The organism is Xanthomonas cassavae CFBP 4642, from assembly GCF_000454545.1.
In the GTDB taxonomy this organism is placed as follows: domain Bacteria; phylum Pseudomonadota; class Gammaproteobacteria; order Xanthomonadales; family Xanthomonadaceae; genus Xanthomonas; species Xanthomonas cassavae.
Genome location: NZ_CM002139.1, coordinates 3132805 through 3153469 on the forward strand (window position 1 = coordinate 3132805; position 20665 = coordinate 3153469).

Annotated in this window: 30 protein-coding genes and 1 tRNA gene; 15 read left to right on the forward strand and 16 right to left on the reverse strand. The window is 61.2% G+C overall.

Annotated features, from left to right (window positions below; translation table 11 throughout):
- Positions 1-7: 7 nt before the first annotated feature.
- The 9 genes from XCSCFBP4642_RS0113815 to XCSCFBP4642_RS27145 form a co-directional block, all read right to left on the reverse strand.
- Complete coding sequence (locus XCSCFBP4642_RS0113815; protein ID WP_053329561.1) at positions 8-319, reverse strand: VirB3 family type IV secretion system protein; 312 nt, start codon at positions 317-319, stop codon at positions 8-10.
- Complete coding sequence (locus XCSCFBP4642_RS0113820; protein ID WP_029220314.1) at positions 312-719, reverse strand: TrbC/VirB2 family protein; 408 nt, start codon at positions 717-719, stop codon at positions 312-314. The genes XCSCFBP4642_RS0113815 and XCSCFBP4642_RS0113820 overlap by 8 nt, the downstream gene beginning before the upstream one ends.
- Before the next feature lie 58 nt (positions 720-777).
- Positions 778-1608: a lytic transglycosylase domain-containing protein gene (locus XCSCFBP4642_RS0113825; protein ID WP_029220315.1), complete on the reverse strand. Its 831-nt coding sequence runs from the start codon at positions 1606-1608 to the stop codon at positions 778-780.
- Between the two features lie 60 nt (positions 1609-1668).
- The gene (gene virB11 / locus XCSCFBP4642_RS0113830) at positions 1669-2718 is read right to left on the reverse strand and encodes a P-type DNA transfer ATPase VirB11 (protein WP_029220316.1); all 1050 of its coding nucleotides are present in this window, start codon (positions 2716-2718) and stop codon (positions 1669-1671) included.
- Positions 2719-2723: 5 nt separating this feature from the next.
- Positions 2724-3896, reverse strand: coding sequence for a TrbI/VirB10 family protein (locus XCSCFBP4642_RS24815; RefSeq protein WP_033898360.1), 1173 nt, complete (start codon positions 3894-3896; stop codon positions 2724-2726).
- Positions 3893-4660: a TrbG/VirB9 family P-type conjugative transfer protein gene (locus XCSCFBP4642_RS0113840; protein WP_033898362.1), complete on the reverse strand. Its 768-nt coding sequence runs from the start codon at positions 4658-4660 to the stop codon at positions 3893-3895. Before XCSCFBP4642_RS0113840 ends, XCSCFBP4642_RS24815 begins: the two co-directional genes overlap by 4 nt.
- A complete protein-coding gene (locus XCSCFBP4642_RS0113845) occupies positions 4657-5679 on the reverse strand; it encodes a VirB8 family type IV secretion system protein (RefSeq protein ID WP_029220319.1) in 1023 nt (340 codons plus the stop codon). Before XCSCFBP4642_RS0113845 ends, XCSCFBP4642_RS0113840 begins: the two co-directional genes overlap by 4 nt.
- A 123-nt stretch (positions 5680-5802) precedes the next feature.
- Positions 5803-6216, reverse strand: a complete 414-nt coding sequence (locus XCSCFBP4642_RS0113850; RefSeq protein ID WP_029220320.1) for a TcpQ domain-containing protein — start codon at positions 6214-6216, stop codon at positions 5803-5805.
- A gap of 486 nt (positions 6217-6702) precedes the next feature.
- Positions 6703-6945: a hypothetical protein gene (locus XCSCFBP4642_RS27145; RefSeq protein WP_084624825.1), complete on the reverse strand. Its 243-nt coding sequence runs from the start codon at positions 6943-6945 to the stop codon at positions 6703-6705.
- 617 nt (positions 6946-7562) lie between these two features.
- Here XCSCFBP4642_RS27145 and XCSCFBP4642_RS25875 point away from each other — a divergent pair.
- The gene (locus XCSCFBP4642_RS25875) at positions 7563-7964 is read left to right on the forward strand and encodes an Arm DNA-binding domain-containing protein (protein ID WP_053329562.1); all 402 of its coding nucleotides are present in this window, start codon (positions 7563-7565) and stop codon (positions 7962-7964) included.
- The gene (locus tag XCSCFBP4642_RS24820) at positions 7958-8791 is read left to right on the forward strand and encodes a tyrosine-type recombinase/integrase (protein ID WP_053329563.1); all 834 of its coding nucleotides are present in this window, start codon (positions 7958-7960) and stop codon (positions 8789-8791) included. Before XCSCFBP4642_RS25875 ends, XCSCFBP4642_RS24820 begins: the two co-directional genes overlap by 7 nt.
- Here XCSCFBP4642_RS24820 and XCSCFBP4642_RS0113860 read toward each other — a convergent pair.
- The 3 genes from XCSCFBP4642_RS0113860 to XCSCFBP4642_RS0113870 form a co-directional block, all read right to left on the reverse strand.
- A complete protein-coding gene (locus XCSCFBP4642_RS0113860; protein WP_029220321.1) occupies positions 8783-9073 on the reverse strand; it encodes a helix-turn-helix domain-containing protein in 291 nt (96 codons plus the stop codon). The two genes, XCSCFBP4642_RS24820 and XCSCFBP4642_RS0113860, sit on opposite strands and share 9 nt — an antisense overlap.
- Entirely contained in the window at positions 9073-9441 is a 369-nt protein-coding gene (locus XCSCFBP4642_RS0113865) for a hypothetical protein (protein ID WP_235048228.1), read from the reverse strand. The genes XCSCFBP4642_RS0113860 and XCSCFBP4642_RS0113865 overlap by 1 nt, the downstream gene beginning before the upstream one ends.
- Before the next feature lie 230 nt (positions 9442-9671).
- On the reverse strand, positions 9672-9929 hold the full coding sequence (locus tag XCSCFBP4642_RS0113870; protein ID WP_152527270.1) for an Arc family DNA-binding protein: 258 nt from the start codon (positions 9927-9929) through the stop codon (positions 9672-9674).
- A gap of 120 nt (positions 9930-10049) precedes the next feature.
- On the opposite strand from XCSCFBP4642_RS0113870, the gene XCSCFBP4642_RS0113875 reads away from it, so the two are divergent.
- The 12 genes from XCSCFBP4642_RS0113875 to XCSCFBP4642_RS0113925 all read left to right on the forward strand — a co-directional run bounded on the left by XCSCFBP4642_RS0113875 (position 10050) and on the right by XCSCFBP4642_RS0113925 (position 16220).
- Positions 10050-10247, forward strand: a complete 198-nt coding sequence (locus tag XCSCFBP4642_RS0113875; RefSeq protein ID WP_167331372.1) for a helix-turn-helix domain-containing protein — start codon at positions 10050-10052, stop codon at positions 10245-10247.
- The gene (locus tag XCSCFBP4642_RS0113880; protein WP_029220325.1) at positions 10244-10441 is read left to right on the forward strand and encodes a hypothetical protein; all 198 of its coding nucleotides are present in this window, start codon (positions 10244-10246) and stop codon (positions 10439-10441) included. Before XCSCFBP4642_RS0113875 ends, XCSCFBP4642_RS0113880 begins: the two co-directional genes overlap by 4 nt.
- Positions 10438-10866 carry a hypothetical protein gene (locus XCSCFBP4642_RS0113885; protein WP_152527271.1) on the forward strand — a complete coding sequence of 143 codons (429 nt, stop codon included), beginning with the start codon at positions 10438-10440 and terminating at the stop codon, positions 10864-10866. Before XCSCFBP4642_RS0113880 ends, XCSCFBP4642_RS0113885 begins: the two co-directional genes overlap by 4 nt.
- Positions 10863-11066 carry a hypothetical protein gene (locus tag XCSCFBP4642_RS0113890; protein ID WP_029220327.1) on the forward strand — a complete coding sequence of 68 codons (204 nt, stop codon included), beginning with the start codon at positions 10863-10865 and terminating at the stop codon, positions 11064-11066. The genes XCSCFBP4642_RS0113885 and XCSCFBP4642_RS0113890 overlap by 4 nt, the downstream gene beginning before the upstream one ends.
- Positions 11063-11242, forward strand: coding sequence for a hypothetical protein (locus tag XCSCFBP4642_RS28625; protein WP_152527272.1), 180 nt, complete (start codon positions 11063-11065; stop codon positions 11240-11242). The genes XCSCFBP4642_RS0113890 and XCSCFBP4642_RS28625 overlap by 4 nt, the downstream gene beginning before the upstream one ends.
- Positions 11239-11505 (forward strand): hypothetical protein, encoded by a 267-nt coding sequence (locus XCSCFBP4642_RS0113895; RefSeq protein WP_152527273.1) that lies wholly within the window; start codon positions 11239-11241, stop codon positions 11503-11505. The genes XCSCFBP4642_RS28625 and XCSCFBP4642_RS0113895 overlap by 4 nt, the downstream gene beginning before the upstream one ends.
- The gene (locus tag XCSCFBP4642_RS25880; protein WP_029220329.1) at positions 11498-12025 is read left to right on the forward strand and encodes a hypothetical protein; all 528 of its coding nucleotides are present in this window, start codon (positions 11498-11500) and stop codon (positions 12023-12025) included. The genes XCSCFBP4642_RS0113895 and XCSCFBP4642_RS25880 overlap by 8 nt, the downstream gene beginning before the upstream one ends.
- A gap of 204 nt (positions 12026-12229) precedes the next feature.
- Positions 12230-12511 carry a hypothetical protein gene (locus XCSCFBP4642_RS0113905; RefSeq protein ID WP_029220330.1) on the forward strand — a complete coding sequence of 94 codons (282 nt, stop codon included), beginning with the start codon at positions 12230-12232 and terminating at the stop codon, positions 12509-12511.
- A complete protein-coding gene (locus XCSCFBP4642_RS24830) occupies positions 12508-12711 on the forward strand; it encodes a hypothetical protein (protein WP_033898364.1) in 204 nt (67 codons plus the stop codon). Before XCSCFBP4642_RS0113905 ends, XCSCFBP4642_RS24830 begins: the two co-directional genes overlap by 4 nt.
- A gap of 788 nt (positions 12712-13499) precedes the next feature.
- Positions 13500-14921 carry a phage major capsid protein gene (locus tag XCSCFBP4642_RS25885; protein ID WP_029220331.1) on the forward strand — a complete coding sequence of 474 codons (1422 nt, stop codon included), beginning with the start codon at positions 13500-13502 and terminating at the stop codon, positions 14919-14921.
- A gap of 275 nt (positions 14922-15196) precedes the next feature.
- A complete protein-coding gene (locus XCSCFBP4642_RS0113920) occupies positions 15197-15577 on the forward strand; it encodes a hypothetical protein (protein ID WP_029220332.1) in 381 nt (126 codons plus the stop codon).
- A gap of 172 nt (positions 15578-15749) precedes the next feature.
- Positions 15750-16220: a Rha family transcriptional regulator gene (locus tag XCSCFBP4642_RS0113925; protein WP_029220333.1), complete on the forward strand. Its 471-nt coding sequence runs from the start codon at positions 15750-15752 to the stop codon at positions 16218-16220.
- A gap of 570 nt (positions 16221-16790) precedes the next feature.
- On the opposite strand, the gene XCSCFBP4642_RS0113930 is transcribed toward XCSCFBP4642_RS0113925, so the two are convergent.
- Positions 16791-16865, reverse strand: a tRNA-Val gene (locus tag XCSCFBP4642_RS0113930).
- A gap of 98 nt (positions 16866-16963) precedes the next feature.
- On the reverse strand, positions 16964-18985 hold the full coding sequence (gene uvrB / locus XCSCFBP4642_RS0113935) for an excinuclease ABC subunit UvrB (RefSeq protein ID WP_029220334.1): 2022 nt from the start codon (positions 18983-18985) through the stop codon (positions 16964-16966).
- 141 nt (positions 18986-19126) lie between these two features.
- Here uvrB and XCSCFBP4642_RS0113940 point away from each other — a divergent pair, with 141 nt between their 5' ends.
- Positions 19127-19669, forward strand: coding sequence for a GspH/FimT family pseudopilin (locus XCSCFBP4642_RS0113940; RefSeq protein ID WP_029220335.1), 543 nt, complete (start codon positions 19127-19129; stop codon positions 19667-19669).
- Between the two features lie 254 nt (positions 19670-19923).
- Here the strand turns inward: XCSCFBP4642_RS0113940 and XCSCFBP4642_RS24840 are convergent, their stop codons facing one another.
- Together XCSCFBP4642_RS24840 and XCSCFBP4642_RS29450 are read right to left on the reverse strand one after the other, a co-directional pair.
- Positions 19924-20220, reverse strand: coding sequence for a hypothetical protein (locus XCSCFBP4642_RS24840; RefSeq protein ID WP_228325768.1), 297 nt, complete (start codon positions 20218-20220; stop codon positions 19924-19926).
- Entirely contained in the window at positions 20217-20390 is a 174-nt protein-coding gene (locus XCSCFBP4642_RS29450) for a hypothetical protein (protein ID WP_167331390.1), read from the reverse strand. The genes XCSCFBP4642_RS24840 and XCSCFBP4642_RS29450 overlap by 4 nt, the downstream gene beginning before the upstream one ends.
- Positions 20391-20665: the final 275 nt, after the last annotated feature.

Sequence of the window (20665 nt, forward strand, 5' to 3'; positions counted from 1 at the left end):
CACATGCTCATCGCGATTTACCCGGGGGACTCTTGCGATATTCGTTGGGGCTGAATACCCACATTCCAGAATAACGCTGGAGGTTTCGAGCGCGCATACGGAACAGCCACCGCAGCCCAAGCAACCTGAAAATCATCTCGTCACGCTTGGCCATCTGTTGCATGGCAAAGATGATGACGGGGATGGTGAACAGGTACCAGAGATTGATGTACATCCCCAACAGCAGGCCACCGCCGGCACCGATGAAGAAGGGGATGTAAGGGACCCCCAGAAACATCGCCGGGCGGGTGCAGCCGCGGAAGAGAACGTCTTTATGCATAGTGCTGAACGATCTGCATTAGCGCGCCGACGCCCTCGCAAGTATTCCCTTCACCACCCTCGTTGTTCTTAAGAATCATGTTGGCGATCTGGCCAGCTGCGCCAATCAGAACACCACCGATAAGGATCGGAGAAACCTCGGAAATGCGCTTGTGCGCGAAGGCAATCTGGTAACCAGCCACAATGACCGCAATGGTGACCACCGCGATCGAGCCCATGTTCAGCAGCCTCGTTACATTGTTCAGGAATCCGCAGACGCGGGTATCCGTGCCGCCGAGTTCATTTGTCGCGCCAGCGCCGCCAGCCACCAGCAACAACGAGGTGAACAGCAGCGCTTTCAGTGCCTGCGTGCCTACCATCTTGGCATCGGCAACTGTCTTCTTGTCGATTTCAAACTTCATGTCTAACTCCTTGGGAACAGAGGGGGTCCAGCAGCCATATCCGTGGCAATGTTTCATCCTAAAAAACAAATGCACTATCGACTTGCGGAGCTGTCTGCGGCGCACGCTGCGCAGCGACGGGTGCAGCAGGTTGATCAGGCGATGTAGCCGCCTGCGGAGCAGCAGCAGGCAAGGCCACGCCGCGCCCCTGGCCCGTTGGCTTTACGACGTACAGCTCGCTCTCCTCCGCAGGGGCCGCGGGTGAGATGCGGCTCGGCAGAGAATAAGGTGCTGCAGGTGGCGCTAGCATAGGCGCTGAGGGTGAAGCCGTCGTGTGGCCGATACCCGAAAAATCCTGAATGCGACGCGCGACGATCGCATCCGCCAATTCGGCAGCCGCCTGCCGCAACGGATTGGCAGGCCGTAACTGCACCTGGCGAGTCGGAACGACCGCAATGGCCTCGGCGCCGGACGCTGAAGACGCTACCGACTGGCGAATGGATGCATAGATCTTCTGCACGTAGCCATGCTTGAAGCCGGTTTCGAAATTTCCGGAGTAGTAGCAACTGAACGATTTACCCCAATTGGCGCCGGAGCGGGAATGGCATTCGGCCAGGATGCGCGAGGCGGCGACAAGATTCGGGCACTTCTCGAACGCCATCTCATAGCTAGTCAGGCCGTACTTCTGCAGGTTGTACCGATTGACCTGGCCAAGCCCCAAGGAGAAGTTGTAGCCCTTCTGTTCCAGCATCTTGGCGGTGGCAACCGCTTCGGCCAGACCGCGCGGCTCACGCACCAGCCGTCCGCCCACCACGCCAATGGCATAGGGATTACGCGAGGACTCGACACGGACAACGTGCTGCATCACCTCGCCGGGAACGGCCAGTCCAGTGCACCCCATCAGTTCCATGCCAGGCAACATGTCATTTCTCCTCCACGATCAGATCATTTCCACTGCAGAACCGGCACCTCATCCCCCGCGCAACGTTCTCAGGGGGTCGAAATCGATGCCGGTGATGAAGCGTCGCCCGGCGTGCGCCTTGATGTGAACCACGATGTCGATGGTCATCCTCAGCAACCGCTTGATGACCTCGAACTCCAGGCCTGAGCCCTCATTGGAGGCCTTCACCATCAAGGCCAGCTGGTCCCATGTCTGCTCGACGCTTCCGGCGTGGCAGCTGGTAATGGAACCCGGATGCCCCGATGCGCAGTTACGAATGAAGTAGAAGGACTCATCACCACGCAGCTCGGCAAGAATGATGCGGTCCGGCTTCATGCGCAGACAGGCTTCCATGCAGCTTTTGGCAGTGACATTACTGGTGCTTTGCCCACCTTTGGAGTACAGCAGGTGCACGGCATTGGGCTGGCTGATAAACAGCTCCCGTGCGTCCTCGATGGTTACCAGGCGCTCTTCGCTTGGGATGTGATTGACCAGCGCCTTCATGAAGGTGGTCTTGCCGCTACCCGTCGCCCCGGCAACGACCACGTTCTTCTTGTACAACACGCATTTCTTGAAGAATTCGGCGTAATCGCGCTTGCGACGCAATTCCAGAAGTTCCTGATCGTGGTCGCTGACATCAGCCGACTGCTCCAGCACCTCGTCGAAGAATCCGTCGTGCTTGTACTGCTCCAACGACTTGGTGTGCTTGGAAGGTAGCCGGATCGTGATGGATACCTTGCCCGCATCGCAGGCGGGAGGCATCACGAACTGCGCGCGCTGGCCGGTCGGAAAGGTCAACGACACCACCGGATCCGCATCGGTGATGCGCTGTCCGGTATTGCTCTCATTGACGACTGCGGTACAGAACTGACGCGCGCGATCGTACGTGAGCGATGGCACGTCGACACGCTGCCAGCCATGGATGGTTTCCAGGTACAGCTCGCCAGGACGGTTGATGCATATTTCAGTGACATCCGGCGAGTTCAAATAATCCAGGATGCCCAGCACCGCGTACTGGTAATCCAGAAAATCATTTGAAATTCGCGCTGTTGGGGAATCGTCGATCGTCATGGCAACCACTTCATTCACTTCGGCAGGACAGCCGAGAAATCGACGTCCTTGGCAACATAGACGTTCAGTACCGTGCCCTGATTGATCGTCAGGGTGGCGGGACGACGTCCGGACTTCTCGACCGCCTGTTCGGCAAGCTGCTGCATGCTTCGGGCAGTGTTACTTTCAAAAGGCTGCTGCGTGATGATTCCGCTGCCAACGCCGATTGTCGTGGTCTCCGGACCGTACTCTGCAGCTGCGTACTTGAAGGCATCGCTCAACAGGCTGATGAACAACGCGGACGCAATCTTGTTACCCCAATGGGCATTGTAGTTACCCGGGTGGCCAGCGCTGCCTAGCGTGTCGATGCCAGGTCCTACCAGGGTGACATCCAGCCCGGTCGGCGTGGTGACGCGATCCCACACAACCTGCAAACGTCGAGTGGTCGGCTCCCCGGCGCCGTACTGCCCGAGCATCTTGGAACCCTTGGGCAGAAGCAGGTTGTGTCCATTGATGGAATAGACCGGCTCGGTGACGATGCACGAGGTGTAGCCGCCAAAATCGGAGATGATCCGGGTTTCCAGGATGCAGCGGATGTAGGTGCCGCGCACCAGCTGACCATCAGGATTGCTGATCGGCTTGGCCAAGGTGATCTGGCTGTCTTCCGGGTTCTGGGGGGGAGGTTGCGCTCCCGGCTGGCCGGGCAAGCCCGCTCCGTTCGTAGCGGACTCGGCGAGGATGCGCCGCTCCAGCAAGGTTGGGCCACGCTGACGCTCGGGCGCCGAGCTGACCTCATCGGTTTCATCGGTTGGCATCGGTGGCAGCGGCGGCAAGCTCGGCTGTTGCGCGAGCGGAACCGGCGGCTCCTCGACGGGTGCAGTCATGTTTTGCGGCAACGCGGGTGCAACGACCGTCTCTGTGCGCTGTTTCGGCGGAGCGGAATCTTCACCGCTTCCAGATGCAAGCCAGAAGATTGCAAGAATCAACAGCGCCGCAATGGCAGCCAGGAACACCAGCGCCTTTCGATTCAGCCGCTTGATGTCGCTGGAGCGCAACACCGGTTCATTGGCGTCCAGATCCGGCTCTGCACCTGCCTGCTGGCGGGCAAAGTATGGATTGCTGCGCTCGTTGTACTCACTGTTGCGCTGCTCCTCCCCAGCATTGTTCGGGGAGCGCTCATCAGGACTGTTTGGAGTATTCGAGTTCACTTTTGCTTGTTCCTTCGCAGACCGACGACGTTATCGCCATGGCGAACCACCAGAAACGGGTAAGTCCCGTGCACGATCAGGGTGTTGCCCTCTACAGTCGTGTTGACGAGAAAATCCTCTGCATGTTCCTTCTCCCGGGCAAACACCGCAGGAAAATTCCCGGTCGGGAAGCGCGTCAAATCCATATTGATGTAAGTAAACTTTCCGTCGTCATAGACCCGACTCGGAATCAGCCAGGACTTCTTGCTTCGCGTTGCATAGTCATAGTCATAGTAATAACGCCGATCCTTGAGAATCTTGGCATTCAGCAGCGGGCCCTTCTTCGCGGTATCAGCGTCTTCGACGTTGTTGAAACTCGTGTCCTTCGGGTAAGTGAAGACCACCTTGTACTGAACACCTGCCTGCTTCGCCTGCTCCAGGCGCTGCCAATCGGTCGCAACCACCTTGAGCTCAAGAATGTAAGAGTGCGTTGCCGTACGAATCATCATGTTCGTATCGACATCGACATTCTTCGGCTTGAGATAAAAGACATTCTCACGCCGCGTGAGCTCCCAGCCGCCAGTGAAACCGGTGCTGTAGTCCAGGATCTTTTCGTTCGGGCTCAGCTCGACCTGAGTGGTGATGCCGAGACCTGTACGCACCTGATAAATACGATCCGGCGCATATTCATACTCCTGCACCACTTGAGCAGCCGCCGAGAAAACGCATAGTGCAAGTGGCAGTGCTGAAAATAGCGCAGCCCTGTACCGATTAAAAAGTTTCATCGACCGCTTGCTCCATTGACATTATTCGGCATCCTTTGGGGTTGTACCGCAGGCTGAACTGCCGGCTGCATCTGATCCGGGAATGCAGGCTGCGCCTGCTGCTGGGGCACCCCGCCCTGGGGCACCCCGCCCTGTGGCGCCACTCCCTGCTGCAGCGGCACACCGCCTTGCGGCACCGCACCAGAAATATTCGCTGCATTGGGGTCGACAACGGCAGGCGCCGCTTGCTGTACCGCTACCTGCGGCTGCGCGTTGATCACGGCGCCAGCGGCCGGGGCTATCGGCAGCGAGGAATAATCGTTATCCACCCGATAATCGGTCACACGAAAGCCCAGGGGATTCTCAACCCGCAAACTGTCACTCATTTCCAGGTTGTCCTGGTACACGAATGCCATGGTGGCAATCTTGTTGTCGAGCAAGGTGGAGACGGTAGAATTTTTGTCGTACACCGTTCGCTGGAAGCGTACGGTTGCCCCCTTGTAGGGCTGCCCCTGTCCGCCGATCAAGGTAATGCTCAAGATGTTGATGCGAATCGCCCGGAGCTTGCCGTAGGTATTCAAGGGCCGCAATGGATTGTTGGACGAATGCAGCGCGCGATACTCGCTGACCACATTCGTGGCTCCCATCGCCGAGACCGTATTCCAGTCGCGCTGCCCGATGATGGAAAGATCGAACGATTCACGCGCGATAATGAAACGCGCAATATTGCTGCGCGCCAGCGCCTCGCTGGTGCTGATGGTCCGCCCGCCGAAATTCTTTTCGAGCTTGGCGATGGTGCTGGTACCGGAGTACGCATCTGCCATAACCAAATACGGCACTTTCTCCTTGAGCGGCAGCATGTAGTAATAGCCGCCTGCCGTCATGACCGTGATCACCATGGACACACCGGCCACCATCCACGCACGTTTTTCACTGCGGCGCGCGAGATCAGCGATGCTCACCTCGTAGTTCACCGCTTTCTGGACAGCCGCACCTACCTGTGCAGACCCATCCTTTTCACTGATCTTCTTACGCAACATGTCGAGATCCATCACCAGAAGGCCTTGACAGGCCTAAAACTATTGCCGCGACAACACGCGGATGCTTGGGAGACTTGCACTGTCTGCCGGACGCGCGCGCGCTGGCGCCCGACCGGCGATCAGTCATTGCAGCTTTGCTCCGGATGCAACAGGCACCGGCTGCACCAACAGCTTGTTGGCAGATACGGTTACCGATACGCCTTGTGCCGCGTACGCAGCGCTCAACTCGGTGGCGGCCTGCTGGACGCTGGTGGTGCTGATGGTGGAGACCGGCGCGATAAGGGTGTAATCAGACGGCAGGTTGTAGGACAGCTGCATGTTCGAATCGGCTGCCCATCGCTCCAGCATGGTTTTCAACGTCCCATCCATGGGCGTGGCCTGGTAAGTGTAGGAGGTATAGAGCGGGATCTCGGTCGGAGCCTCGTCGAAATGATTGACGTGCTTCCACCTTCCACCAAAGTCAGGAGCAGGCTTGGTCGCGCAGGCACCGATCAACCCCACAACCACGAAGACCAGCGACAGCTTGGACGCGTACATCGGATTCACTCTGACTCTCCAACTCGTAAATTTCGGGCCTGAAAACGCAAAAAGCCTCGACCCCACGCACTCGTAAGCGGCGGAAGCAAGGCAGTCTCTTAAAATCCATCCAGCCACTCGCTTATAGACAGGCGGACGCGCAAGCGCAGTACAGCCTTAGACGAGGGCACCCCGGAAAACAATGAACATGAATACGCTTGAGAACCATCCATAGTGTCGCTCCTGTACGGCCCTTCCGGCGCCGCGCCCCTTAACCAAGCTCACCAACCGTAAATTCTTGATAACTCTGCCCTTAACCGCCAGGCGAGTCAACATTCGCTGCACATCTTCACGCGACTTACGTGGCCTGTCGCACACTTATTGAAAACGTTCTCACATTCATCACGACGCAGCTGCAACCCTGGCTGGCTACACCGAGCCAGCGCTCACCAGGCCCTACCTCGCTTCCGCATACTGATCGATACCTGCTCAAGAACACGACCAACGCTATCGCCCCAGAGCTGATCGCTTCCCCGGCACATCGGGTTCACGCGCATCTCTGTCACTTTCCACCAGCGAATTGATCCAGAGTGATGCCTGGTCATAGGAAAGATCGGGAGTCACCCGCGTCCCCGCATCCGTGACAACCGCATATCCGAGCACGGCATCCGCCGTGTACACCCTTTCACGGGAAATCGCCACGACACGGTATCCTCCTCTGGCAAGCACCGTGTGCTGATACTCGTCCATTGCTGCGCGCTCCATGCCTGACGTCACGAAATTGTAACGTAGCGCATGTGAAGAAGAAGCGACGCGTCAGACGTCCCTGCCGCTACGCCTCCGCAGACGGCGCTGCATCATAGGCTGCAGTCCACTGCACGTCTCACCTCGATCGCTCAGGACGACTGGCCCTGCGAACGACTGGACGCGGTCAATTGCGCCATCCACGAACCACAGGATTGCAGCAGGAAAAAGAGCAAGACATGTGCGGTGCTCACGCCGCATAGCGTTTACGATGATCAGCTTTGCGCCAAGACCGCACGTCCCAGCGTCAAATGCTGTGCGAGGCGCTCGGCATATACAGAAGCTCCGACAGTGTCTGCTCGGCTCGACGCTCTGCGCCTGTACTTTCTGCCAGAAGTCAGGATGCAGCGACTCTGCATCTCGTAATCCACTCAAGTCGCCGTGCATCTGGACTTGGAGTGGTGGGCGGTACAGGGTTCGAACCTGTGACCCCTACCATGTCAACGGGATTCTAGGGGTAGTCGCAGCAAGGGGATAGCCTGCAAAGCCTTGATTCAACGTCTCATTGGATGCGAGTGCGTCCATGTACGTTTGCTTTTTTGCAGGAGCCTTGCAGGACAGCCATGCCGAAGATCACCCGAGAGCCGCTGACGCGGCGTTCCGTCGATAGCGCGAAGGCGACAGGCAAAGCCTACCGGATGCGCGACGCCACCGTTCCCGGCTTGGTGCTGCGTGTCTCTGCCACTGGCGCGCGCTGCTGGGCCATCGTCTGGGGGCGTGGCCAGGAACGCACCTTCGGCGACTATCCCGCTCTGCCGCTGGAAGCAGCACGCGAGCGCGCCAAGAAGCTCGCCGGAGAGATCGCCGCACACGGCGCGCCGCTGGCGGTGATCGAGGCGGCCAGGCCAAAGCCCGCCACGCTGGGCACATTCGTGCGAGACCATTACGCCCCATGGGCCAAGGCCAATCAGAAGGCCGGCCAGGCGACCGTGGACGCGATCGCCGCGCACTTCGCCAAATGCTAGACAAGCCGCTCACCGCCATCTGTGCATTCGACCTGGAGCGGTTCAAGGCGCAGCGTCTGAGAGCCGGCATCAAGCCGGCGACGGTGAACCGCGACCTCTCCCGGATCCGCGGTGCGCTGTCTCGCGCGGTCGATTGGGGAATGCTCGAGCAGCATCCGATGCGCACCGTGAAGCAGGCCAAGGGCGCCGACGACAGCCGCGTGCGGTACCTCACGCACGAGGAAGAACAGCAGTTGCGTGCCGGCCTGCAGAAGCGCGAACAGGAGCGCCGCGCGCTGCGCACGAACGGCAACCGCTGGCAGTCCGATCGCGGTCACGTGGTGCGCGAGATGTGGCCGGCGGACGGCTTCACCGATCACCTGTTGCCGATCGTGCTGGTGGCGCTGAATACCGGCATGCGCCGCGGCGAGCTGCTGGGCCTGGACTGGGCAGACGTCAACCTAGCGGGCAAGCTCGTGACCGTCACGGTGGCCAACGCCAAGAGCCGCAAGGCACGCCACATCCCTCTCAACAGCGAGGCCCACGACACGCTCGCGCGCTGGGGCCAGCAGGGGACCGGTACCGGGCTGGTGTTCCCGTCGCCCAGGACAGGCCGGCGCATGGACAACATCAGCAGCAGCTGGGAGGAGCTGTGCGACACGATCGCCCTGCCCGGCTTCCGCTTCCACGATCTACGCCACACGTTCGCTAGCCGCCTGGTGATGGCCGGCGTCGACCTCAACACTGTGCGTGAGCTGCTGGGGCACTCAGACATCCGCATGACGCTGCGCTATGCACACCTGGCGCCGGACAAGCTCGCCGAGGCCGTAAGTAAGCTCTCAGGCTGACAGAGCTTCCAGCACGCTCTTGGGATCCTTCTTGATCGCACGCAGCAGCGCCCGGGCCGGCCCCGTAGGGTGACGCCGCCCCTGCTCCCAATTACGCAAAGTGCCGAGCTGCACGTCGATCACCTGGGCGAACTTCGCCTGCGACAGCCCAGTAGCGGCGCGGACCTCTCTCACCCGCATGGCATCGATGTGGATCTCGCGAGACGGAGCTCGTTCACCGCGAGTGATCTCGCCCATCTGTTCCATGCTCTCGGCAAGTTGTGCGAAGAGATTCTTGTCCATCATGCCCACCCGTCTTTGATTGCTTTCAGCACTTTCTTCTGGGACGGCGTCAGGTCGTCCTGCACGCCCTTTTTGTAGATCAGCAGCAGCCGGATCTGGTCGGCCTCATCCACGAAGTAGTAGATAACCCTGACCCCGCCGCGCTTGCCCTTCCCCGCTGCTGACCAACGCACCTTACGCAGCCCGCCTGTCTGCTCGATCACGTCGCCGGCGCGCGGCTCCGCGATCAAGAAAGACTGGAACGCCCCGTACTGCTCATCGGTCAACAGCTCCGTCACCGAAGCAGTGAAGATGGGGGTCTCGACGAAGATCATGCGGGCATCGTAGGCATTGCCTGCAGGTACGTCAATGGCGTACACCCGTTGCATTTGTCGGGCAGTCAGCGCGTCTGCCAGGCTCTGACCGCATCCAACCGCCGCCGGCGGACGGACCGATAACGGGAATCCCCGGTTTCCTCAGATTGAGAATGGACCCGCCAACCGGCCAACTGCCGGGATTCCTGTAGTTGCCGCTTTCCCACCACCGGTGGAGAAGTCCGTCCAGGAAAAGTGCCCACCAACGATAAAAATGCGCTCCGCAGACTCGCAGGCTGTTGTGCCTACTGCGGCCCGGCGTTTTTCTTGATCTTCTCCAAGGTCTCGGAGGTGACCTTGCCGTGCTCGATGAGATCGAGCAACACGTAACGCCAGTCGTTCGACATTTGCGCGTTCTTGGGCTCAGCCTCGAAAGACGACTCAAGCCGCTGGACGATCTCGGCGTTCATCGATTTTGAGGTGCGTGCAGCTTCCCCGGTCAGCTTTGCGTGCAAGCCATCCGGTATCCGCAGCGTGATTCGTGTGTAGCCGTCTTCGCTCATGAACATATTCCACCATTTTCGTGTCGGAAAGTCTTGACACGAAAACTGTGTCGTGCGCTAATCCCTACGACACGATTTCGGTGTCATTGGACTTACATGGACTACAAAGAGGAGCAAGCAATGGAAGAAAAACTGAGTTACAGCGTCGACGAAGCGGTCCGAGTGACCGGGCTTGGTCGGTCGAATTTCTACAAGATCCTGGCACGTGGAGACATCGAGAGCTTCACGGTCGGCAAGCGCCGCATGGTGTCGGCGCGCGCGCTGCGCCAGTTCATCGAGCAGAAAGAGCGCGAGGCCGTTCGCCGGAGCGTGGCATGACCGGCCTGGCACACACCTACCCGACCAGCGGGGAGGTGCAGGCGATCGACAGGGCACAGCGGGACGTGCAGTGGCTGGAAACGCGCGCTGTGGAGTACGCAAGGGAGCTGGACACCCTGGCCGGCATCAACGAAGAGCTGCGCCACGCACGCGCCCGTCTGGACCGCCTGCTGGCGCCCTGGAGGCGCAGATGACCCCGCAAATAGAAACGGCCCCAGCGCGCCAACGCCAGAGCCGTAAAAGCCAAGCCCGACCCCTACCAAGGAACGAACAAGCCATGGCCACAACTGTACATCATCCACGCGCTGCTGCAAGCGGCAGTCATCCCGCCCTGCTGTCAGGGAACACCTACGCGACCAGGCCGACGAGGTTCGACCCGATCGCCTGCGACTGCTGCAACCGCTCGATCGGCTATTTCGAGAGCAGCAAGTCAACGCGTCGGTTCGCGTTCGGCGAGCTGTGCTGGATCCTATGCAAAGAGTGCGACCGCACCAGCGCCGAGACCCATCCGGAGGGCGAGCCGCGCGAGCTTGTTCTGGGCTGGATCCTGACGCGCGCTGGTCGCTTCGGTCAGCAGTTCCGCGAGGCCGTGCAGGCACAGCTGGGGTGGCAAGCATGAGCGCCAACAAGCCGCGCTGGCTGGGCGAATGCCCGGGCCTGCAATCACAGATCGAATTCGCCCTGCGCTTCACCAAGTGGATGCAGGCGCGCCGGAAGAAGCCCACCGCCGAGGAGATGATGGAGCAGTGGGGGATGAGTCGCGCCACGGCCTATCGCTACAAGGCTGCATACCGCGACGCGACCGGCGGTGATGCATGAGCGCCACCCTCATCACGTTCCCGCCGGCGCGCATCGTCCGGCAGCACCCATCCCCCGCCCCCAGCCGTGTGGACGCCATTGTGGCAGTGCTGGAGCGGCTGGCCAGCGACCCGACCACGGCATTGGCACGACGGATCCAGCAGCGCTGTGCGGTCACTACAGGAACCTGCGAATGAGCAGAAATTCGAACCCGTACACCGCGCGAGCCTTGGTGCTGGCCGAGGCGGCTAAGCCGTCAGCCCCAGATATGCGTCGCTGGCCTGAGTACCAGGATTCGGTCGCCGCGGCCGCGCGCCTGTTCCGCGACTTTGGTGACGCGCCGCTGGTCGAGGTGATCCATCGATCGCAGGTAGGCGCGTGCATCCCGTTCACCGTACTGCCGAAGCAGTACTACGGCAAGCGCGTGAGGATCGTCATCGACGAGGGATCGGATGAATGAGCGACAAGCGCGCTCGGAGAAGAAACGCCGCGAGAGGGCCACGGGTCGCAGCAGCACGCCGTTTGCCCCCGTTGCGCCGCACATGCGCCTCTATTACTGGGAGGTGGCCTGCCCTGCATTTCAGACCTTGGACGCGAATGCGTTGACGATGCTGGTGCACCTGCGCACGCTCTACCGGCCTGGTTGCAATGGCGTGGTTTTCCTGAGCGTGCGCGAGGCTCGGCGCCGTCTGGGCAATGTCGGCCAGGTCAAGGTGCAGGATGCCTTCAAGGCGCTGCTTGAACGCGGCTGGATTGAAGAAGCCGGTGCTGCTGGCTTCGACCAGAAAACTGGCAATGGCCGAGCGCGATCGTTTCAGCTCACGAATCTTGGACCGGGCGGCACCGAGGACGGCGCTAAGAAGACGTACATGCGTTGGCAGCCGGCGAGTAAACCATACGGGACCGAATGCCAAAAAACAGCGGCACTCAGGGCGAGTACGGCATGCACTCAAGGCGAGTACGGCGAGCAAGGCGCATAACTAAGAATTAATGAAACCGCACTCAAGGCGAGTACGCACACCCACGAAAAATGCCTATTCAGGCGGTGGGACCGTACTCAGGACGAGTGCACAGATAACTACTACCAAGCTGTGGCTTTTGACTGTCGCTTTTGCGCGGGTATTACCAGCTCACCGCACCGCCTCACCGACACGCCAACTGACAGCTTGCACACGGAGATTTCCATGAGCACAGAGGCACTGGCCTGGGCATTCGGCCAACTCACACCCAGCCCTGAATCCAAGTTGCTGCTGGTGCTGCTGGCAGACCACGCGGATCACGATGGCCTGGTTATTTCGCCAGACCACAACTGGCTGGCGTTGTACTGCTGCACCGACGCCATCGACGTGCAATGCGCACTGGCAGAGCTTTACTCGACCGGCCTGGCAAGCAAGCGATGGGACGGCATCTGCCTGCCTGTGCCGCCGATGGACTACGGACGTACGGCATTGCGGAGGCGAGCATGAGCACCAGCACACACACACCAGCTGACAGGGCCGCATGGTTGGACACGGCGGCGCGCGCTGCACTGACGGCGCACCTGCAACGCACCGGCGCCAGCAGCGAGGCACGCAAGGAAGTGGCACAGCTGCCGATCGCCACGGTGCTGCTGAGGCTCCCGCGCGCTGCACGCTCGATCCTGGCCGCTGCCAGCCTGCTGCAGTAGGGCGAACTGGCACATCCCGGCCTCGCTGAGCCGCAGCCGATCCACTGGCGAGCACCGCGCCGCACATCGAGCACCACCCGCCGCCGCGCCGGCAAGGTTGCCGCGTGCGGGCCTGACGCATGAGGGCCGGGCAGCGAATTCGCCACGGCCAGCGCAACACCACGACGGCGGCGCAGCGGCACCGGGCGCATCCCCTGCGCCCCCTGCATCGGCGCGCACCGGCGCTGCGCCAAATTGCACCCTTTGCGCTGAGTTGCACCCTTACATGTCGCCAATTGCACCCTTTGCGCATTGGAAGCCGGCGTGCAGCCTGAGCCAGAGCATGCGCACTCGTTACCGGTGTCGGTCGAGTCGATCCAGCATCGCCATGAGGCCAGAGGCTGCTGTGTCACCGTCGACGGGCGGGGGAACGTGCATACCCGGCTCCAGCGATGTGGTGGCGGAACACCGCCCCATCCTCGGTGCCCTGAGCCACTGCACTCGCAGTCTGCATCGTGCCAGGTATGCGGCGCTGCGATCGCCCTTTCATCGACGGGCAGGCCCAAACGCTATTGCAACGCCGCATGCCGTCAGAAGGCATTCCGAATGCGCCGTGCCATCGATCCATCGTAACGAAACATCTTCCACAACCGAATCAGAGCGCTACCATGTCCGCATCGGAGCGAGAAACCCCACGGGTTGCTCACTCTCGAACGGACATTGCGGCAGAGGCCACGCCAAAGCGCGCTCTGAGACCACTTCAACTGGTCCGGGCGCGCTTGTGCGTTCCGGGCATCTAAGGAACCGCTATGACTTTCGATTTCAATGCGATGCGGGCCAAGGCCACCAATCGCAAGAACGCATTCACCGCCAAGGCTGAACTCGGCAAGCTGGGGATCACCGTCGACGAGCCGGCAACAGACGCTCCGTTGGACCAGCTTCCGCGCGCTGAGACTCTCGCCTACCGCGCTAGCTTGCGCCGCGCTTCCAATGCACTGATGGCGCATGCACGCGAGAAGGACGAGAACCTGACCGACTCCGTGGTCACCGCCATGGAGCACATCAACGCGCACATCAACCTGGTCAGTGCCGGCCTGGATTTTCAGGAATCGGCCGAGCAGTCCATCTCTGCGCATGCCGGCGTTTCTGCGGCGACCGATCGTCTGAAGGACACCGACGGCAACCAAATCGGCACGCTGCTTACAGCCAACGACTTGCGCAACGAAAGCGCGATCGCCAAGAAGCTGCGGGCGCATTCGGGTCGTGGGTCGAGCGATTCGGAACAGGTTGACCTGACCACCTTCATGCGCGGTGTGGCGGGCATGAGGACGACCGAGCAGGTGCGCAATACCCTCAGCGAGGGCACCAACACCGCTGGCGGCTACACGGTCCCCACGGTCCTCCTGCCGGGCATTCTCAATGCCCTGGTTCCCTCCTCGTCACTGCTGAGCGCCGGCGCCAATGTAGCCATGCTCAACACGCCTGCCAGTTCCTTCCGCATCGCGGCCGTGGACACGATCCCCAAGGCGGGATGGCGCGAGGAGTCGGGCGAGATCCTCGAAAGCGAACCCGCTTTCCGCGCTGTTGATGTGACCCCGCGCAGCCTGGCATTCCGATTCAAGATTTCCCGAGAGCTGCTGGCCGACTCGCCCAACATCGAGAACGCGTTGCGCACCGCCATCGGCCAGGCTTTCGCCAAGGAGATCGACAGGGCCGGCCTCATGGGTTCCGGTGTGGCTCCGGAGATCCGTGGCTTGCGAAACATCGTTGGTGTGAACAAGCTGCCGATGGGGACCAATGGCTTTCAGATGATCTCCGAGAATGCCTGGCGCACGCTCATCCGTGCCCGCCGACTGATCGTTGAAGCCAACGCGCCTGCTCCCAATGCGGTCATCATGTCCCCCCGTGAGGACGAGACGCTCAGCCTGCTGACGGACACCACCGGCCAGCCCCTGCGCCGCCCCGCAACATTGGAGGACTGGAAGTTCTTCACGACCAGCCAGGTCCCGACCAATGAGAAGGTCGGCACCGCGACCAATGGCGCGGCAATGTACGTCGGCGACTTCTCGATGTTCACCATCTACCTCCGCGAGAGCGTCTCGATTCAGTTGCTCAAGGAGCTGTATGCCGAAACCGGCGAGGTGGGCTTCGTGGCGCACACCCGCGTGGACGTGGCAGCCGCTTACCCCAAAGCATTCGCGGTGGTCGAAGGCATCACCGTTCCCGCCTAGGCGTTGCACCTGGCCTTCTCAGATTGGGCCAGCGGACCAGCCGGCGGTGTCCGCAACAACACCGGCAGCCAGGGCGAGCCGCGCACAAGGGCACGTGACCTGGCCACCGTCGCGCAGGGAGGCGGCAGCAGTTGTAGGGCGTCTCTCCGCACGGCGTTTGCACCTGAATGAGCGCCCCCCCGGGGGGAGGGTCAAAGTCGGGGGCGGTCCGGACCCGGCCCGTTCGTCCCCCTTTCTTCGCGTTTCCGCAGAATTTGAATTTCAGTTGGTGACCAATGGCGAGGCACAAGCAGCCCGATGAGCTGGCCCGCCTCAAGGGGGCCGACAAGCGAAACCCGCAGCGATACAAGCGCCAGGCGCCCAAGTCCAAGGTCGCCCTGGGCCAGCCCCCCGACCATCTGCCGGCGGATGCAGCTGCAGCGTGGAAGGAGCTTGAGAAGTGTGCGCCACCCGGCGTCCTTACGTGCTCCGACCGCTTCGTGATGGAAATCGCAGGGTCGCTGCTGGCTGAGTTTCGCTCCAAGGGGCCAGAGTTCAAAGCGGCCAAGTACTCTCACCTGATCGGCTGCCTTGCGCGGCTCGGCCTGACGCCGGCCGATCGGCAGAAGCTCGGCGCCGATAAGCCGCCGAAGGAAAATTTATTCGACGCGTTTTAGTCGAATGACACCAGCGCGCCGCGCTCGTCGCCTTCCGATCCGGCGGGGCTGGACGCAGGTGCTTGGCATCAATGACCAGCGCTTAATTTCCCACCCCGCTGGTGCGCGCAGAGCCGCGCAAGGGCAGCGAGGTGGCTTTCATCATCACCGGCGCGAGCCAGGACGTGCACCCATGAACCAACTCACCATCGCCGGCGATGCGCCGGTCATCACCAACAGCGAGATTGCGGAACTGGTCGAGAGGCGGCACGACAACGTCAAGCGGACCATCGAGACGCTGGTGCAGCAGGGCGTAATCGTCCGTCCTCAAATGGCGGAGAAGGCCGGTTTCGATTCAATGGGCCGGCCACGACCGGTCCGCGTGTTTCACTTCGCCGGCGAGCAAGGCATGCGCGACAGCCTGGTGGTGGTGGCGCAGCTGTCACCGGAGTTCACCGGGCGCCTCGTTGACCGCTGGCAGGAGCTGGAGCGCCGCGTCGCCGCGCCGGCGATGCCATCGGTTGACCTCACCGACCCGACCGCCCTGCGCAGCTTGCTGGCGAGCTACACGGACCGCGTCGGTGGACCGCCAGCAGGTGCAAGCAGCTTCAATAAAGCTTCTCTGAAAGCCTTCTCTGGCTTGAGAACGAGGTCGGTTCCATGATTGGTATGAATTCGAACTCGCAGCGTGCGTACATCCCAACTACTCGTGACAAGCGGCTTGTGCGCAGTCTCGACGTGCATGAGTCCCACAAGCCACTCCGTTCCTGAAGGGTTTGGAACCTGCCAACTCGCCGTCTGACCGTCAGAGAGCGGACAAGGCAGCGCGCTGGAATTCGGCAAGTTCCAAGAGTTGAGAATGGCGTGCCTTTTCTTGTAAATGCCCGTGTGCATGGAGATGTTGCTGATGACCGTGGCTCGAGTTCCCACGTTCGTAACAGAGAAGGAAACCACGTCCTCGTGATGGCCACCGCCTACAAGGACGCGCAGGCCGCAGTATCCGCGCAGCTTGATCCTCTCCCCATGTTTGGCGAGCCATATTGCAACGATCGCCGCGGTCAAAGAGCCAATACCGGAAACCCAGTCGGCGACTGAGCCCCAATCGATGCCGGACACAAGCTCTGCCATGGTGCACCCCTTCGCGTTTTGCAGGATGGTTGCAGGACAACAAAAAAGCCGACCAATGGCCGGCTTTCTTCGTCTCCACTTTTCGCCCTCTTTTCAGGGGCTTGAGTGGTGGGCGGTACAGGGTTCGAACCTGTGACCCCTACCATGTCAAGGTAGTGCTCTACCGCTGAGCTAACCGCCCGAATCCTGCGTCAGCATTGCGCTGTGCAGGGCGCGCATTCTAGCGCAGGGTTTTACCGACCACAAGCCCTATTGCACCTGCAGGGCGAGCTATCTGCCCTACCCAAGGCTGGCAGCCTTCAACTTCTGGATCTGGTCGCGAATCTGGGCTGCCGCCTCGAATTCGAGATCCTTGGCGTGCTGGTACATCTGTTGCTCCAGGCTCTTGAGCTTGCCGGCAATCTCCGCAGGCTTCATCGCGCGATAGTCGGGGGTCTCTTCGGCAATCTGGCGCGACTTCGAGCGCCCCTTGCCGGCCTTCTTCTCGGCCGCATCCTCGCGCGCGCCCTCCATGATGTCGGAGATCGGGCGCGCCACGGACTTGGGCGTGATGCCGTGTTCGAGGTTGTACTCGACCTGCTTCTCGCGGCGGCGATCGGTCTCGTCGATCGCCGCCTGCATCGAACGCGTGATCTTGTCGGCATACAGGATGGCCTTGCCGCGCAGATTGCGTGCGGCGCGGCCGATGGTCTGGATCAGCGAGCCCGTCGAGCGCAGGAAGCCCTCCTTGTCCGCATCCAGGATCGCCACCAGCGACACCTCCGGCATGTCCAGACCTTCGCGCAACAGGTTGATGCCGACCAGCACGTCGAACTTGCCCAGGCGCAGGTCGCGGATGATTTCCACACGCTCCACCGTGTCGATGTCCGAGTGCAGGTAGCGCACGCGGATGCCGTGCTCGCCCAGGTATTCGGTGAGATTTTCGGCCATGCGCTTGGTCAGCGTGGTGACCAGCACGCGATCGCCGAGCTTGATGCGCTCGTGCACCTCGGACATCAGGTCGTCGACCTGGGTACCGACCGGGCGGATCTCGACCACCGGATCGATCAGACCGGTCGGCCGCACCACCAGCTCGGTGATCTCGCCGGCGGATTCGCGCAGCTCATACGGACCAGGCGTTGCAGACACGTAGATGCTACGCGGCGAGCGCGCCTCCCACTCTTCGAAGCGCAGCGGCCGGTTGTCCAGCGCCGACGGCAGCCGGAAGCCGAACTCCACCAGCGTTTCCTTGCGCGAACGGTCGCCCTTGTACATCGCGCCGATCTGCGGAATGGTCACGTGGGATTCGTCGATGACCAGCAATGCGTCCGGCGGCAGGTAGTCGAACAGGGTCGGCGGCGGCTCGCCCGGCGCCTTGCCGGTAAGGTGCCGCGAGTAGTTCTCGATGCCGTTGCAGAAGCCCACTTCGGCCATCATCTCCAGATCGAACTGGGTACGCTGCGCCAGGCGCTGCGCCTCCACCAGCTTGTTCTGGGAATACAGCTGCTCCAGACGCTCCTTCAGCTCCTCCTTGATGGTATCCACGGCGCTGAGCGTGCGCTCGCGCGTGGTGGCGTAGTGCGTTTTGGGGTAAACGGTATAGCGCTGCAGCTTGCGCAGGGTTTCGCCGGTCAACGGGTCGAACAGGGTCAGCTGCTCGACGTCGCCATCGAACAACTCGATCCGCAAGGCCTCGGTATCCGACTCGGCCGGAAACACGTCCACCACCTCCCCGCGCACGCGGAACGCGCCGCGGGTGAGCTCGAATTCGTTGCGGGTGTACTGCAGGTCGGTGAGGTGCCGGATCAACTGACGCTGATCGATATGCTCGCCGATCGACAGGATCAGGCGCAGCGACAAGTAATCTTCGGGCGCCCCCAGACCGTAGATCGCCGACACCGTCGCAACCACCAGCGAGTCGCGACGCGACAGCAAAGTCTTCGTCGCCGACAGGCGCATCTGCTCGATGTGCTCGTTGATCGAACTGTCCTTCTCGATGAAGGTATCCGACGACGGCACGTAGGCCTCGGGCTGGTAATAGTCGTAGTAGCTGACGAAGTACTCGACTGCATTGTTCGGGAAGAACGACTTGAATTCGCCGTACAACTGCGCCGCCAGCGTCTTGTTGGGCGCCATCACCAGGGTCGGCTTCTGCACCTGCTGCACGACATTGGCGATGGTGTAGGTCTTGCCCGAACCGGTCACCCCCAACAAGGTCTGCTTGGCCAGGCCAGCCTCGAAGTTGGCCACCAGCTTCTCGATGGCAGCGGGCTGGTCGCCGGCTGGAGAGTATGGGGAGACGAGTTCAAAGCGGTCGGTCATGGAGCGGATCTCGGGGGAAGACGGTACGAAATCTCGTAGGTCGATGCCGGTAAAAGTCTGACGTTCACTTGAGTGAGGCAGGCGTTTCCTGGCATGCGGCCAACACGGAGACTGCTCGCTCGACCTCAAGGGAGAAGCGCGATGGGAGCAGTGACCCGTTCGAGCGCGAGAGGGTACACCGCAGTGCAGTTGTTGGTCGTGATGGCGGTCATTGCCGTCACGTCAGCCATCGGCTTGCCGAGCTTCCAGGGCATTCTGGAGCGGCATCGGGCGACAACCCGAGTGCATTTGCTCACGGCACATCTTGCGATGGCAAGAAGCCTGGCCATTACGCAGCGCGTTCCCATGAGCATGTGCCCATCTGCCGATGGGGCAACCTGTCGGCCCGACCGGGTGTGGAGCCAGGGCTGGATCCTGTTCAAGGACCCTGACCGCCACGGACAACCAGCGCAGAGCGCCGCCATCCTGAGAGTCACCCAGTATCCGGCGACCGGCGATATCGACGTGACCTCGAGCCTTGGCAGGCCTGTCGTGCGGTTCCTTCCCAGCGGCCGAAGCAGCGGCACCAACATCACCATCAGCCTGTGCAGCAACGCCAAGCGACTCGCAGACGTTGTGATCAACAACGCAGGGAGAGCACGCGCCGTGCGCTACACCATGCCCACCAACTGCCCGCAGCCATAAGGCCAAGAAACAAAGAGGCCGCGACTAGTCGCGGCCTCTTTTCACATCTTGGCGCCCGAAGTTGGACTCGAACCAACGACCCCCTGATTAACAGTTAGCGCTACTGAGCTTACGAATCAGCGACTTGCCTCACTTATTTTTCCCAGCGGCTGACGCCGGAGGCCTAGTGCGCACGTAGGCGTCCTGCCATTTTTCCCGGCCCTTGCGGTCACCGGCTTCGCCCTAAATGGCTCAAGAATGCGTCCTCCGGGCGGTCACCTCAGCTCGGATCCTGGCCTCATGGCGCACTGCCCCATGACGGTGCCACGTCGCCCCTGGTCGAAGCTGCTGCAGTCACGCTGGACAAAGGGTGCGAAGGGTTTGCCAGGCGGCACCGGCTTTTGGCGCTCCAGCAGCACGTACCACTCGCCAGTGAGTCTCTGCACCAACCTGGCCACCTCTTCACCCTCGAAGAAAAGCGCGGTCGGTGACCCCATCGCGCCCTGCCAAGGCCTATCCCAGCGGAAGCCAGGCGGCAGCACAGGTTCATCGCCAGCATCGATCTCGCTCATGCAGCAGTGACCGACATATATAAGGTGTGCTGCTGACCACCGTGCTTGTTAGCCAACCGGCTTCCGCGCTCGAGCATGACCACTGCCCGGTCTACCACCCACCAGCGCTTCCCGCCTGCCGCGTAGACGGGATCGAGGTTTGCCTGCGGAGCATCGTAGGTCAGCGACATTGCGGGGCAACCGGTCGTAGCGGGAGGTGTGGCAACCCACTCTAGCGCGCCCCAATCTCAATTTTTCAGATGACCTTCGGGGAAAGGTAATTTAGGTAACCAGCCTATAAAAAGGTGCTTATATTCATATTTATCAATAAATTACGAATATCTTTCAAAGGTAATTAAAGGGTAATCCTGATTAGCCCTGACCATCAGCCGCCTGTCGCAGGATCTGCGCCGCGCTGGGTGGATGCTGCTGTCACCTGAAGCCAACGAGGTGGCGTGATGAGTAT